This window comes from Pseudomonas sp. ANT_H4 (genome assembly GCF_008369295.1).
Lineage (GTDB): Bacteria > Pseudomonadota > Gammaproteobacteria > Pseudomonadales > Pseudomonadaceae > Aquipseudomonas.
This window is the reverse complement of sequence record NZ_VOBG01000034.1, coordinates 38,107-52,202: the sequence shown is the minus strand read 5'-3', so window position 1 is coordinate 52,202 and position 14,096 is coordinate 38,107. Positions and strand designations below refer to the sequence as shown.

General features: G+C 61.9%; 15 protein-coding genes. 11 read left to right on the top strand and 4 right to left on the bottom strand.

From position 1 onward, the window contains the following. The first annotated feature begins 480 nt into the window (after nt 1–480). Genes FQ182_RS26915 through FQ182_RS26870 form a run of 10 tightly spaced genes read left to right on the top strand, consistent with a single transcriptional unit; the run spans nt 481 to nt 10,573 of the window. Complete coding sequence (locus FQ182_RS26915) at nt 481–1,083, top strand: transposase (protein ID WP_149414977.1); 603 nt, start codon at nt 481–483, stop codon at nt 1,081–1,083. 59 nt (nt 1,084–1,142) lie between these two features. Beyond that, nucleotides 1,143–2,741 carry a ShlB/FhaC/HecB family hemolysin secretion/activation protein gene (locus FQ182_RS26910; RefSeq protein ID WP_149414975.1) on the top strand — a complete coding sequence of 533 codons (1,599 nt, stop codon included), beginning with the start codon at nt 1,143–1,145 and terminating at the stop codon, nt 2,739–2,741. A 24-nt stretch (nt 2,742–2,765) separates the two neighbouring features. After that, complete coding sequence (locus FQ182_RS26905) at nt 2,766–4,565, top strand: DUF2341 domain-containing protein (RefSeq protein ID WP_149414974.1); 1,800 nt, start codon at nt 2,766–2,768, stop codon at nt 4,563–4,565. Between the two features lie 11 nt (nt 4,566–4,576). Beyond that, the gene (locus FQ182_RS26900; RefSeq protein WP_133103182.1) at nt 4,577–5,002 is read left to right on the top strand and encodes a biopolymer transporter ExbD; all 426 of its coding nucleotides are present in this window, start codon (nt 4,577–4,579) and stop codon (nt 5,000–5,002) included. A gap of 3 nt (nt 5,003–5,005) precedes the next feature. Then, nucleotides 5,006–5,713, top strand: a complete 708-nt coding sequence (locus FQ182_RS26895) for an energy transducer TonB (protein ID WP_149414973.1) — start codon at nt 5,006–5,008, stop codon at nt 5,711–5,713. Nucleotides 5,714–5,752: 39 nt separating this feature from the next. After that, nucleotides 5,753–7,456 (top strand): putative porin, encoded by a 1,704-nt coding sequence (locus FQ182_RS26890; RefSeq protein WP_149414972.1) that lies wholly within the window; start codon nt 5,753–5,755, stop codon nt 7,454–7,456. 18 nt (nt 7,457–7,474) lie between these two features. Next, nucleotides 7,475–8,110, top strand: a complete 636-nt coding sequence (locus FQ182_RS26885; RefSeq protein WP_149414971.1) for a DNA repair protein — start codon at nt 7,475–7,477, stop codon at nt 8,108–8,110. 14 nt (nt 8,111–8,124) lie between these two features. Continuing rightward, on the top strand, nt 8,125–8,613 hold the full coding sequence (locus FQ182_RS26880) for a YbjN domain-containing protein (RefSeq protein ID WP_149414970.1): 489 nt from the start codon (nt 8,125–8,127) through the stop codon (nt 8,611–8,613). Further along, nucleotides 8,610–9,545, top strand: coding sequence for a peptidylprolyl isomerase (locus FQ182_RS26875; RefSeq protein ID WP_149414969.1), 936 nt, complete (start codon nt 8,610–8,612; stop codon nt 9,543–9,545). The genes FQ182_RS26880 and FQ182_RS26875 overlap by 4 nt, the downstream gene beginning before the upstream one ends. A gap of 50 nt (nt 9,546–9,595) precedes the next feature. Then, nucleotides 9,596–10,573 (top strand): LysR family transcriptional regulator, encoded by a 978-nt coding sequence (locus FQ182_RS26870; protein WP_149414968.1) that lies wholly within the window; start codon nt 9,596–9,598, stop codon nt 10,571–10,573. A gap of 47 nt (nt 10,574–10,620) precedes the next feature. Here the strand turns inward: FQ182_RS26870 and FQ182_RS26865 are convergent, their stop codons facing one another. The 4 genes from FQ182_RS26865 to FQ182_RS26850 are packed head-to-tail and all read right to left on the bottom strand — an operon-like array spanning nt 10,621 to nt 13,696. Next, complete coding sequence (locus tag FQ182_RS26865; protein WP_149414976.1) at nt 10,621–11,943, bottom strand: 4Fe-4S binding protein; 1,323 nt, start codon at nt 11,941–11,943, stop codon at nt 10,621–10,623. 32 nt (nt 11,944–11,975) lie between these two features. Next, nucleotides 11,976–12,818 carry an FTR1 family protein gene (locus FQ182_RS26860; RefSeq protein WP_149414967.1) on the bottom strand — a complete coding sequence of 281 codons (843 nt, stop codon included), beginning with the start codon at nt 12,816–12,818 and terminating at the stop codon, nt 11,976–11,978. Between the two features lie 17 nt (nt 12,819–12,835). After that, nucleotides 12,836–13,165, bottom strand: coding sequence for a cupredoxin domain-containing protein (locus FQ182_RS26855; RefSeq protein WP_149414966.1), 330 nt, complete (start codon nt 13,163–13,165; stop codon nt 12,836–12,838). Next, the gene (locus FQ182_RS26850) at nt 13,166–13,696 is read right to left on the bottom strand and encodes an iron transporter (RefSeq protein ID WP_149414965.1); all 531 of its coding nucleotides are present in this window, start codon (nt 13,694–13,696) and stop codon (nt 13,166–13,168) included. A gap of 179 nt (nt 13,697–13,875) precedes the next feature. Here FQ182_RS26850 and FQ182_RS26845 point away from each other — a divergent pair, with 179 nt between their 5' ends. Further along, entirely contained in the window at nt 13,876–14,085 is a 210-nt protein-coding gene (locus FQ182_RS26845) for a DUF3079 domain-containing protein (RefSeq protein WP_149414964.1), read from the top strand. The last annotated feature ends 11 nt before the right edge of the window (nt 14,086–14,096 follow it).

The following is a 14,096-nucleotide window of genomic DNA, read 5'->3' as shown; positions in this document are numbered from 1 at the left end:
TCATAGGTGTTAAGGCATTGCCTGAAGTCGCTGAGGACCGAATCGACGTCGCGCGTCTTCGAGTCCATCGCCGCCAGGACCATAAAGCCAATGGCGGGATTCAAGAGGCAGGCCCATTGGGTAGGGCGTCAATTGGAAAAAGCATCGGCGTTCCCTCGCGCGGAGTGATCAGGCGAGAGACTTTGCAGAGGTTTACAAGGCCGGGGAGTAGAGGTTATCTGGCCGCGTGGTAGGACGTTTCGTTAAAAAACAGCGTGGGTTCAAACCTCCGGACCCTAAGTAGCCGTTACCGCAGCAACGGATATGCACTCCAACAAAAAAAACCGGCCCGCTACCAGCCCGCCCCCGAATGAAGCTTTTATGACAAAAGTTCGGTAGCTCCACCCCACCCCCGTCTTGCCTATGTAACGCGCTTGAGACCGCCGCAAGGCGCTTTTTCAGCCGGTAGCAGCAAGCCAGGAGTAGGGCGGGATGGGCACTATGGAACGTTACTCAAAAGTAGGCATGCAAGAGCTCGATCAGCGCCTGTCGAAGATCGTCGAGGCCGCGCGCAAAAAGCCGATTTCGGTCTATCGCTACGGCGCGCCGTGGGTTTGGATCGTTTCCCAGGACGACTGGCAAGGCGCCCTGAAAGAAGTCTCCAACTACATCCCCGCAGGCCACTCGCTGGTGCTGCTGCGCCCGCAGATCGACGAGGTGTTCGACCAGCACCGCGACCTGCTCCAGGCCCTCAACACCGAGCCGGGCATGTTGATTGCTCCCCGCACCGTGCTGCAAATCCTTTTGCTGCAACTGCTGTATTCGGTCCCCAGCGACCAGCAACTGCACGAACAGCTCAACTACAACCTGCTGTTCCGCTGGTTCGTCGGCCTGGACCTCCACCAGAAAGTTTGGGGCATCAACGTCCTGCAACGCGACATCGCCACGCTGCTGGACAACCCGCAGGCGGTGCAACTGATCCAGAAAATCATCGGTGAAGTGTTCTGTGGTGCCTTGCTGCACATGCCGGAGTTCTCGCTGAACTTCGCCTTGCTGCATACCTGGCTGGCACGGCACGTCCACACCAAGGCATCCAGCCATTGAGCAGGCCAAACGCTGTGCAGACAGCGACGGCGAATATTTTCAGCAATCTAGGGGGCGGTGTGGAGCATCTGTTCAAGTCAACGCTGGCGCTGTGCTGGCTGACGCTGGTAGCACTGGCGCAGCCGGTGCAGGCCGAGGAGGAGGGCGCCGAGCCCCAGGCTCCGGTGCGGCTGGTGGACGTCAATGAGTACTTCGTGCGCGGCAATACCGTGCTCGATGCCCGGGCCATCGAGGAGGCGGTGTACCCGTTCCTGGGGCCGCAAAAAAACCTGGGAGATATCGAGGGTGCTCGCGATGCCTTGCAGAAGATCTACCAGGAACGCGGCTACCAGTCGGTGTTTGTCGAGCTGCCGGAGCAGAAGGTCGATGACGGCATCGTCTACCTGCAAGTCAGTGAGACCACGGTCGGTCGGGTGCGGGTGGTTGGTGCCAAGCACTATTCGCCCGTTGAAATCCGCGACGAAGTTCCCGCGCTCAAGGAAGGGGCCGTACCGGATTTCGCCCGCGTACAAACCCAGTTGGCTGGCCTCAATCGCGGCGCCGGGCGCCAGGTCACGCCGCTGGTGCGCGAAGGCCAGCGCCCCGGCACCATGGACGTCGACCTGCAAGTCGAAGACAAGAATCCCTGGCACGCCAGTATCGGCCTGAACAACGACTACAGCGCCGACACCGAGAAGCTGCGCAGCGTCACCACCCTGGGTTACGACAACCTCTGGCAACTGGGCCACATCGTTTCCCTGACTTACTTCACGGCGCCCCAGGACAGTGAAAACGCGAAGGTCTGGTCGGGCTCCTATAGCGCGCCGTTGAGCGAGCGCTGGACCTTGCAGTTCTCCGGTTATCAGTCCGACAGCAACATCGCGACCATCGGCGGCAGCAACGTCCTCGGCAAGGGCCACTCCTACGGTGTGTCGGCCATTTACATCCTGCCGGCGGCGGGCAACTGGGCCAACTCGCTGTCGGTGGGGGTGGACTTCAAGGACTTCGATGAGCAGATGAAGTTTGGCGCCAGCAGCGATCAGATTCCACTCAAGTACGCACCATTGACCTTCGGCTACAACGGCTACCGCTACAGCGACAACTCGCAACTGGGGCTGGGTTTGAACCTGGTGGTCGGCACCCGGGCATTTTTCGGCTACGGCAGCGATGACGAAGAGTTCCAGTACAAACGTGACAAAGCCAGCCCCAGTTTTGCCGTGCTTAAGGGCGACCTGAATTACACCTACACCTTTACCGGCGACTGGCAGTCGGCGTCCAAGGCCGGTTTCCAGTTGGCCTCAGGGCCCCTGGTATCCAACGAGCAGTACTCCGCTGGCGGCGCTACTTCGATACGCGGGTACCTGGCCGCCGAGCGCACCGGCGATGAGGGCTACCTGTTATCCCAGGAACTGCGCACGCCGTCCCTGGCCAAGTTTCTCGGCAGTTATGTGCAGGAGTGGCGCTTCTACGCCTTCGCCGAAGGCGCTCGCTTGCGCCTGCATGACCCACTCCCCGAGCAAGAAGATGAATACAGCCTGGCCAGTGTCGGCCTGGGCACCCGCGCCAGTTTGAGCAAGTGGTTGTCCGGCAGCCTGGATTGGGGCTATCCGCTGCTCGATGGACCAAACACCCAGAAACAGGACTCGCGACTGCACTTCAGTGTGCAGGCGACTTTCTGACCCTTTTTACGGAGATCCCTTCACATGCAACGCCTATTTCTGAGCCTGTTGATCTGCCTGGGCTTCGCGCTCCCGGCCACCGCCCATGCCTGGTGGCAGGACGACTGGCATTACCGCAAGCAAATTTCGGTGGACACCACCCCCCAGGGAGCGGCGATCAACCAGGCCCTGGGCCGCACCGCATTGTTGGTGCGTCTGCACACCGGCAACTTCACCTTCGACGGGGTCAAGGACGACGGCGCCGACCTGCGCTTTGTCAGCGCCGACGACAAGACCGTATTCAACCACCAGATCGAAAGCTTTGACCCGCTGATGGGTATGGCGTTGATCTGGGTTGATGTGCCCAAGGTCGAAGGCGCCCAGCGCCAGGACCTGTGGATGTACTACGGCAACCAGAAGGCCCCGGCCACCGCCAACGGTCAACTGACGTTCGATCCAAACTACACCGCGCTCTACCATTTTGACGGTGCCAACGGCACGCCGCCCCGCGACACCACGGTCTACGGCAACACCGCGCTGAACGCTATCGGCGCCAGCATCGACGGGGTGATCGGTCGTGCATTGCAGTTCAACGGCCAGCCGTTGCTGCTGCCCGCCAGCCCATCGCTGCAACACAACGCCGGCAGCGCGTTTACCTTCAGTGCCTGGCTGCGTCTGGACCAGGCCAATGGTGAACAAGTGGTGCTGGCCCGTCGCGAAGGCGCAGTCAGCCTGCTGCTGGGCTTGAACCAAGGCATGCCGTTCGTGGAAATCGACGGCCAGCGCGCGGTATCGACCCAGCCGCTGAACCCAGGCCAATGGCAGCACCTGGCACTGACGGCCGAGGGCGACAAGGTGACGCTGTATGTCAATGGCCGCGAAACCGCGACCTTGGCCATGGCGATGCCGGCGTTCAATTCGCAGTTGGCCATCGGTGCTGATTTGCCGGAAGCGGTCAGCAGCTTCCTGCCATTGGCCGGGGCCATGGATGAACTGCGCCTGTCCAAGGTCGCTCGTCCGGCCAACCTGTTGCTGGCTGATGCCGGCGCCCAGGGCGCCGAGTCGAAACTGGTGGCTTACGGGGTCGATGAAGAGCAGTCGGGCTTCGGTTTCGGCAGCCTGGGTTTCTTGCTCAACGCCGTGCCGGTGGATGCCTGGGTGATCATCCTGGTGCTGGTGGCGATGATGTTTCAGTCGTGGGTCATTATGATCCGTAAAAACCGCATGGTTAGCCGGATCAGCAGCGCCAACGAGATCTTCCGCGAACAGTTTTCGCAGATCGGTACACGGTTGGAAATGTACTACGACGACGCTGTGCTGGCCGAGCGGTTGACCTATTCCTCGCTGTGGCGCCTGTACCGCGTGGCGGTCAAGGAAATTCGTACCCGACGTGCCCAGGGCGCCGATACCACGTCGGTCTCGGCGGCGACCATCGAGGCCATCCGCTGCTCCATGGATGGCGTGCGCACCCGTGAAAACCAGCAACTGAGTTCCAAGCTCTCGACGCTTTCCAACGCCATCGCCGGTGGCCCGTATATCGGCCTGCTGGGTACGGTGCTGGGGATCATGGTGGTGTTCCTTGGCACGGCCATGGCCGGCGATGTGAACATCAACGCCATCGCCCCCGGCATGGCGGCGGCCTTGCTGGCCACGGCCATGGGCCTGTTCGTCGCTATTCCGGCGCTGTTTGGCTACAACCGGCTGATTACCCGCAACAAGGAAGTCAGCGCCGACATGCGCGTATTTGTCGACGAGTTCATCACTCGCCTGGCGGAGATGCACGGCGAAAGCCAGTCCAGTGAAGCGGCGCATACGCGCGGCCACCACGTCACCGTATCGGCCTGAGGAGAACCCGCATGGCTTCCGTGAATGCCTCCCACGACGATGACGATGATGCGCCCGTCGACAGCATCAATATCACGCCCCTGGTGGACGTGCTGATGGTGGTACTGGTGATGTTTATCCTTACCGCCACCGCCCAGGTCTCGGGGATTCAGATCCACTTGCCCAAGGCCAGTGCTTCGGTGTCGCTGTCCGAGGCCAAGACCAAGGCCATTTCGGTGAATGACGGCGGCCAGGTGTTCCTCGACGCCTACCCGGTGACCCTCGGTGAGCTGGAAGAGCGCCTGCGCATCGAGAAGGCGCTGAACCCGGATTTTCCGGTGATCGTGCGCGGCGATGCCCTGGTGCAGTACCAGAAGGTGATCGAGGTGCTCGACTTACTGCGCCGGCTTGAGCTGTCCCAGGTCGGGCTGGTCACCGGCAAACCGAGCCAGGGCTGAGCCATGACCGCACAGATCCCGAGCCCGCCCATGCCTGTGAAAAACAAGCCGACGTTGCGCCTGCTGAAGTGGGGCGCAGGCCTGCTGCTGGGCGCCGTGGCGGCCTGGTTCCTCTGGCAATGGGCCAATGACATGAGCGGCGTGCGCCGTGAAGCGCCCAAGGTGCCAATGATTATTCCGTTGCCACCACCGCCACCACCGCCACCGGAAAAACCCAAGGAGCCCGAGCCCCAGGTGGAAGAAACGGTGCCTGAGCCAGAACCAACGCCCACCCCCGACGAGGTCAAACCCGAGGAAGAAGCTCCACCAAGCCCCGCCGATGACCTGGCCAACCCGATGCAAATCGACGGTGATGCCCAGGCTGGGAACGACGGTTTCAACATCGGCGCAGGCAAGGGCGGCGGCATGGCCGGCTCTGGTGGTGGCGGCTTGGGAACCGGGACGTTCAAGCAGTACCTGGCCGGCGTCTTCCAGCGCCTGCTGCGTGAAGACCCGCAGCTGCGCAAGAAGGCCTACGCGGTCCAGGCCGATTTGTGGTTGAGCGCTGATGGCCAAGTCACCTGCGTGGAGCTTGCGAAGTCCAGCGGCGATGCCCAGACCGACGCCCAGATATTGGCAGCCTTGCGTGCCACGCCGCGCTTCAAGGAGCGCACGCCGGCCTCGCTGACCCTGCCGGTACGCCTGTCTCTCAAGGGCCGGCGCCCGGATTGATCGAACCCTTTTTGCAGTTTCTACAGGAGTTGTGTGCAGATGATTTTCCACGTGAATCGATTGACCCTGGCGGTCGGCATGGTCATCGCGACCCTGGTCGGCCAGGCGGCGGCAGCCCCGGCTGCGCCTTCGCAAAACGCCACGATCAACCTGATCCGCCTGCTGGTGCAGCAAGGTGTGCTCAAGCAGGAACAGGCCGAAGGGTTGATTGCCCAGGCCGAAAATGAGGCAGTGCAAGCACGTCAGGCCAGTACCGCCACAGCGGCGGCAGCAGCAGGCCCGGCCACGGCGGCGGGGGACGTGCGGGTGCAGTATGTACCGGCGGCAGTTCGTGACCAGATTCGCGACCAGGTCAAGGCCGAGGTCATGGCCACCGCCAAGCAGGAAAACTGGGCCCAGCCCAACACTTTCCCCGACTGGGTCTCGCGCATCAGCTTCGACGGCGACATCCGCCTGCGGGACGAGTCGCGGTTCTTCTCGGGCAGTAACAGCAATGAAATCGTCGACTACGCCAAGCTCAACGAGAGCGGCCCCTACGACGTCAACAAAAACACCAATACCCGGCTACCGCCCCTGCTCAACACCCGTGAAGACCGCGACAACCTGTTCCGCCTGCGCGCTCGCCTGGGCATGAAAGCCATCATCTCGCCGGAATGGACCGCCGGCATTCGCATCGGCACGGGCTCCGACAACAACCCGGTCTCCACCACCCAAACCTTGGGCGGCGGCTTTGGCAAGAAAGACATCTGGCTTGACCAGGGCTACCTGACCTGGAAAGCCACCCAAGACCTGACGTTGACGGGTGGGCGGATCGCAAACCCGTTCTATTCCACCGACATGATGTACTCCAACGACCTCAACTTCGACGGTGTGGCAGCAATCTTCAATCACAGACTCAACAACGACTGGGGCGTGTTCGGCACCCTCGGCGCGTTCCCGGTGGAATACAGCTCCGACACCGCCAGCAGCAACGGTTTCGACAAGGAAGACAGCGACAATAAATGGCTGTTTGGCGGACAGATTGGCGCCAACTGGAAGATCAACCGCAGCAACAGCCTCAAGGGTGCGTTGGCCTACTACCGCTTCGACGATATCGAAGGGCAGCGCTCCAGCCCGTGCTCGCCGTGGGCCGGTGCGCCGGGTTGCGACACCGACGGCTCGCGCGTGGCCTTCATGCAAAAGGGCAACAGCGTGTTCCTGCTGCGCAATATCAACGCCAACCCAGCCACCCCTGGGCTGACCCCGCAACCGCAGTACGTGGGCCTCGCCTCCAAGTTTGATGTACTGGACCTGAACCTGGTGTGGGACAGCGAGTTGCCGGACGACCTCAAGCTGCGTAGCCAGACCAACTTCATTCACAACCTGGCCTACGACAAGGGCGAGATGCTCAAACGCAGCGAAGGCGAGATCGTCAACAACATTAACCGCAAGGGCGAATTCGAAAGCGGCGCCAATGCCTTGATGGTGCAGTTCACCCTGGGCAGCGCGCTGGAGATGAAAAAGGCCGGCGACTGGAACCTGTTGGCCGGCTACAAGTACATCCAGCCCGATGCGTTGCCAGACGGCTTTAACGATTCCTCGTTCCACCTGGGTGGCACCAACGCCAAGGGTTATTTCATCGGTGGCAACTACGGCATCGACAAGAATATCTACGCCAGTGCCCGTTGGCTCAGCGCCTCCGAAGTGTATGGCGCGCCGTTTGAAGTCGACGTCATGCAGCTGGAAATCAACACGCGCTTTTGACGCGCAGGGAGACGCCACATGAACACGCGAATTTGCGGGCTGCTGTTGGTCCTAGGCTGCCTGGCCGCCAGCGGCGCCTCGGCCGAAGGCATGGAGGAACGCTTGCGCACCCAACTGCGCAGCACCACCGCGCAGTTGCAGACGTTGCAAAGCGAACAGGCCCAGGCCGCTGCCGCACGCATCGCCGCCGAAAACCAGGCCAAACAGGCTCAGGTGCAAATCAAGCAATTAACCGCTGAGCTGGACAAGGCCCGGGGCGTCGCCGAGCAACTGGCCGGCCAGCAACAAAGCCTGCACAGCCAAGCCCAGGCTCAGGTGACTGCGAGTAATGAACAGACCGGCAAGTTCAAGAAAGCCTACGAGGAATTGCTGGTCATGGCCCGTGGCAAAGAGACCGAGCGGGCGCTCTTGCAAGTGCAATTAACCGAACGTGACACACAAGTGCAGCAATGTTCAGCCAAGAATCAACAGATGTACGGCGTGGCCCAGCAGTTGCTCGCGGCCTACGAAAAAATCGATGTGGCCCAGGTGATGAGCATTCGCCAACCCTTCGCCAGCAGCGCTCGGGTCAAGTTTGAAGAAATGGCCCAGGGCTTTGGCGACGATCTGTACAAAACCCGTTTTGATGCCCCCCAGGCAGGCGTTAATCACTGATCAACAAGGAAGAGATGACCATGAGCGAATTGATTACCAGCGTCACCCCCCAGAGCCTGACCGAGTTGCTGCAAGAAGCCGGTTATCGGGTCAACCAGACTGAACAGAACGGCATCGTGCAGTTGCTCAGCGCCAGCCAGGGCATTGGCTTTGCCGTGCGCTTCGGCAACCCGGCGGCAGAGCAGTCCAGCTACGTGGATTTCACCTACAGCTGCGCGCTGCGGGTTCAGGGCCAGTTGCCCGAGGGCCTGGCCCAGGTGTGGAATGCATCACGGAGATTTGCGCGACTGTCGTTGCAGGGCGAGTTTTTGTTGATGGAAATGGATGTGGTAGTGGCCGGCGTCGGCGCCACTCACTTGCGCAGCCAGTTGGAGCTGTGGGATCGGCTGTTGCAGGAATTTATCGTCTACCTGCGTGAGTACAGCCAGCAGGCCGCCCAACTTCAGGCTCAGGCCGAAGACGCACCTGCCGTGGATACCCGTGAAGAGGCGCCTGCCCTGTGAAAAAACCAACCCTGGTGGTCGGCGCCGGTGCGCTGGCCCTGCTGGTGGTGGCGGTGGGCTTGAGCCTGCGGCCGGGCAGCGACCCGGTCGCCGCCCAGCAACCGGCGCCTGCTGTCAGCCTTGATGGACCCGCGGTGGCGCGGCTGGGCAATCAACAGGTTGCACTGCCCGAACTCCAGGCCTTGCTGGCGACCTTGCCGGCCGATTCCCGCGAGCAGTTGCGCGGCAATCGTGGCGCCCTGGAAACCTGGATTCGTTCGCGCTTGGCGCAAAAAGCGGTACTCGAACAAGCCGATGCCCAAGGCTGGCGCCAGCGCCCGGAGGTGGAGCAGCAAACCCGCGCAGCCACCGAGCAGATCGTGTTTCGCGACTACATGTTGTCGGTCAGCCAGGTGCCGGCCGATTACCCAAGTGCTGGGGAGTTGCAACAGGCCTATGACAGCGGCAAGGCGCAGTGGGTGACGCCGCCGTTGTACCAGGTCAGTCAGATTTTCCTTGCGGTGAATGATTCGCAAATGGTCGAAACGGTGCGCCGCCAGGCCCAGGAATTGAGCCGCCGTGCCCAGTCGGCGCCGGGTGAGTTTGGTGCCTTGGCCAGCCAGTATTCCCAGGACCCCGACAGCGCCCAGCGCGGTGGCGATTCCGGTCTACAACCGTTGCAGCAACTGGTACCGGAGGTGCGCGCTGCGGTCTCGCGCCTGAAAATGGGCGCGGTGTCGGACGTGGTGCAGAGTGCGGCGGGCTTTCATGTGCTCAAACTCACCGGGCAACAGCCGGCGCGCACTGCCAGCCTCGACGAACTACGCGAACGCCTGACTCAGGCACTGCGTGCGCAACGCCAGGAACAGATCGCCAAGGCCTACCTGGAAGGCATGCTCAACACCGCCACCCTGAGCATTGATGGCGCCGAGTTGAACAAGGTTCTGGAGTAACCGGCCACTGCACGCATGGATGCACAGACCCATCAGACAGGGAGTCCCTCATGGCCTATTTAGAACCCGCTGCACCCCAAGGTATGACGCCATACCGTGCGCCTGGCGAAGGGCGAGAGACCTGGCTGGCCGTGGCTGCCACTATCGACCCGGAGGTGGCCCGTTACTTCCTGATCAGCGCCCGTTGCGGCTGCTTCATGCAGGCGGCCCGCAGCCTCAATATCAAGGCCACGCTGTTGCGTAAACGGCTGGCGCAGTTGGAGGAGCAAATGCGCCGCACGCTGTTCAGCTACCAGGGCAACGTACTGGCCCTCAGTCGCGACGGCCAGCAGTTGCAGGCGCGGCTGATTGCCCTGGCCCATGAGCGGCGCTTGCCGGTGATCGAGCAGCCGTTGATTCGCCTGGCGGTTGCCGAGTCGATCCTGCACGACATTATCGGCCGCGACCTGATCGCGCTGCTGCGGCGCAATGCTAGCGTACGGCTGGACATTATCTCCATCGACAATCAGCTGTCGTTGCAGGCCGTGGAGGCCGACGTAGTGCTGTGGCTGGCAGGCATCGACTCGCCTGAGCCGGGGCCGAGCTTTGCCACACAAGCACCGCAAGCCCTGGCTCGCTTGGATTACCTGCCCCATATCGCCAAGCGCTACTCGCGGCTGGCGGCGCGACCGGACAGCGTTGATGATCTGGCCGATTACATGCTGGTGCAATGGCAGCACGACCGGCAGATCGAAGCCTTGCGGCCCTGGAACAGTGTGGTGGAACAGCGCCTGGCCGGAGTGGTACAGGTGCAGGCGTATCCGTTGATGCTGGAGATGATTCGTTGCAGCGCCTGCATCGGTTTACTGCCGCGCTATATGAGCTGCTTTGACCGTGGCTTGACGGCCTTGCCGGGGTTGTTTGCCCAGAGTATGCAGCGTCAGGTGTGGATGGCGGTCAATGCCCAGGTTGAGCACCTGCAGGAGGTGGAGTTGATTGTTGAGCTGGTCCTTAATACGTTTCGGGAGCGGGGGGAGTGGTTTGATTGAGGGGGTTTTTGTGTATGTCCGTTACCCCCCATAACGGATATATACAGTCAACTCCACCCCCAAAACTGCAACCACCAACCATGCCCGACCAGCCCGACGCCCAGCAGCAGGCAAAACCATGCACTCGCGCGCGGCGCCAGGGCAATATCCTTGAGTTGCCGCCATCCCAGCCACAAGCACCAGCCCATCGCGGCGGCCAGTAACAGCCCCCGCGCCGGCTGCACCCATTCCAGCAATAGCCCTTCGTAGCGCAGCAATTTCACCGTGGTCGCCGACAGCCCCAGAAACAGCCCCGCACCACCGAGGGGCGTAAGGGTCAGCGCCAGAGGCCAATACAGCGTGCGATCACCGGCAAGGCGTGCAGCCAGGCGCAGCAGGATCAGCAACCCACCGCCGATCAGCAATGAAGAGGCCCCCAGATAAACCACAATACAAAACCCATCCAGCCAACTGAAGCTGTCATTGGCTTGTGGGTAATGCGTCAGCAGCCACCAGGGCGCCGTGTCCTGCAACGGCCACAGCCAATCGCGCTCCACCAGCCACTGCGCCAGAAACTGCTTGAGACCAATAAACCATGGGCTGACCGTCCACTGAAACGCGCCCATCGCCAAGCCGATCACACCAAACAGCAACAGCCGCGCATCCCACACTGATGCTGGCCTGTGCGGTGCCTGGAGGATTTCTTCGTTACACGAGCGAGCGATCAACTGCACCGCGCCACGTTGCCCGCTGCAACGCCCACAGGCATGGCAAGTACTGGCACCTTGCAGGCGACGGATGTCCAGCAAGGGGGCGCAATTGGGCAATGGCAGGCGTGGGCCATCGTTGGCTTTCCAGCGTTGTTCGTTCACCTGGAAATGCATCGGCGCCAGGCGGGCGAGGAGGGCGAAGACGCCGCTGACCGGGCACAGGTAGCGACACCAGACCCGCTTGCCACGCCCGAACAGCAAGCCGACGATCACCGCGGCGACCGTGGACCCGCCAAGGATCAGCAGCGCCGCCTGGGCGTAGTCATAGACGCTGATCAACTGGCCATAGAGGGTGGTCAGGAAAAACCCCAACGTCGGCCAGCCACCCCAGCGCAGGCTGCCGGGAATGCGCAGGCCGCGACCATGGTTGCTGGCCCATTCGCTGAGCGATCCTTCCGGACAGAGTACGCCGCACCACAGGCGCCCAAACAGCACTATCGACAGCAGCACAAACGGCCACCAGATGCCCCAGAACAGGAATTGTGCCAGCAGCACCAGGTTATCCAGTATACGTGCCTGGCTATCGGGCAAAGGCAGTAGCGTGGGGAGCAACAGCAGGCCGGCGTAAAAAAGCACCACTGTCCATTGTGCGAGGCGAATCAGCCGGGCATGACGGCGCATGCCGTCGCCAAAACTCTGCAACCAGGGGGTATTCACAATGACGCTCGACGGGTCTGATGCAGGCCGCAGCCCACCAGCAACCAGTAGCCAGCGAGCACCAGCAGGGTGACGACGCTGGGTGTCGCCCGGTAACCAGCAAACCCGGCGAGCACGGCGCCGACACCATGACTGTCGCTGAGCAGGGCGCTGCTGTCCCACCAGGCTTCACCGAAGCTTGCGTAGACCCATTCGGGCATGTCCATCGCCAGCAATTGCCCGCCAATGCGTTCAGCGGCGGCCACCAGCAAGGCGGCGCCCAGCAGCAACAGCAGGGCTTCGCTGAGGGCGAAAAAGCGTGACCAGGAGATGAAACGACGGGTGCTGCGTAACAGCATCACCGTCAAGCCCGCCAGTATCAGCCCCAATACGCCGCCGAGAGCGAACAGACCCAGCGCTGGGCCGTGCAAGTGTGCGCCGGCGCCGAACAGGAAGACCACGGTTTCGCTGCCTTCGCGACTGACCGCCAACAGCGCCAGTAACAACAACCCCAGGCCGCCCTGGCGTGCCAAGCGCTGGTCGGCGTCCCGCAGCAGCGTGTGCTTGAGAGTGGGGCCGTGGCGGTGCATCCAGAACACCATCTGCACCATCAACAGGCTGGCGACCAGGGTCAGCACGGCCTGGAACCATTCGCCGCTGGCGCCGCTCATGGCGTCGCCGGCCCACAGCATCAGGCCGGCCAGTAGCCCGGAGCACAGCAGCCCCAGGATCACGCCCGCCCACAGGAAACGGCCCAGGCGCGAGCCGTCGGGTCGCTGGCTGATCCAGGCCTGGAGGATGCCGATCACCAGCAACGCCTCGACGCTTTCGCGCCAGACGATAAACATTGATTGATTCATCAAACGCTCCAGGGCCGTTATTGGGCGAGGATGCTGCCTTCGGGCAACTGTGAATTGAATTCGTCGAAGAACGGGTACTCGCCAGGTTTGAGGGGATGGATCACCACAAAGGTGGTCACTCCCGGCGACAGCACTTTTTCCACCCGCAACGGCGTGCTTTCAAACTCGGCCGGGCCCTGGCCGATGTTCTTGAGCACGATCTTGAAGCGCTCCCCGGCGGGCACCTTGAGTTGCGCCGGGCTGAAGTGACCGTCTTGCAGGGTCAGTTCATAGGTGGGCAACGGTGCAGCCAGGGCCGTGCTGCCGGCCACCAGCATCAGGCCGCCCAAAACCAGGGAGCGGGTCATTCAATAACCGCCTTTTTTGCCGATGCCGGCGTAGACGAACTCGTAGTGCAACTCGCAACGCTCGAACCAGGGAGCGACGCCGGTTTCCTTGTCGGTGTGGCGGCCCAGGGAGGCGTGACCACTGGGCGGCAGGATGGTGAAGGTCAGCTTGTACTTACCAGGACCTTGCAGTTTGACGTTGTCGCCGTAGTGCGGACCGTCATTGGCCACCATGGCGTGAAAGTCACCGCTGATAGGGGTGGCGCTGCCTTGTTTTTCCAGACGGAATGACACGGTCAGGTACGGCACGAAGCTGCCTTCCTGGAAACCTTGCTGGTTGTCGGCGGTGGCGCGGATATCGGCTTCCAGGTGCACGTCGGAATCGGCGGTGGCGCGCATCATGCCTGCGGGCGCCATTTCAATCGGTTGCAGGTACACCGCGCCGACTTCCAGCCCAGGACACATCTGCGGTTCGCCAATGGGGTACTCCTTGGCGAAGGCTGTGGATGTCGACAACAGCAGGGCCAGTGACAGCGTGAAGGGGATACGCATGGAATGCTTCCTGATAGGGGGGAATTTTGACCCGAGTCTAGAAACTTTCACTGTAAATAATAATGATTCCTGTCAAGTTTTCAGGAGATATTTACCTGGTGGTTCTTGACGTTGATCAAGGTCGTGAAACGATCGTGGCGCTAGGCTCGAATCACTGCCCGTCACCATGGAGCCAGGTCATGGCCAAGCCCTTTCCCCTGCATCCCAAGCATCCCGAACGTATCTGCTGGGGCTGCGACCGCTACTGCGCGACCACTGACCTGGCTTGTGGCAATGGCGCCGACCGCACCATGCATCCGGCAGAGATGATCGGGGACGACTGGTACCTGCATGGCGACTGGGGGATTGATCCGTTGATTGCCACTGACAAGGTGCCCGAGCCTGGCTGACAACAGCGCTG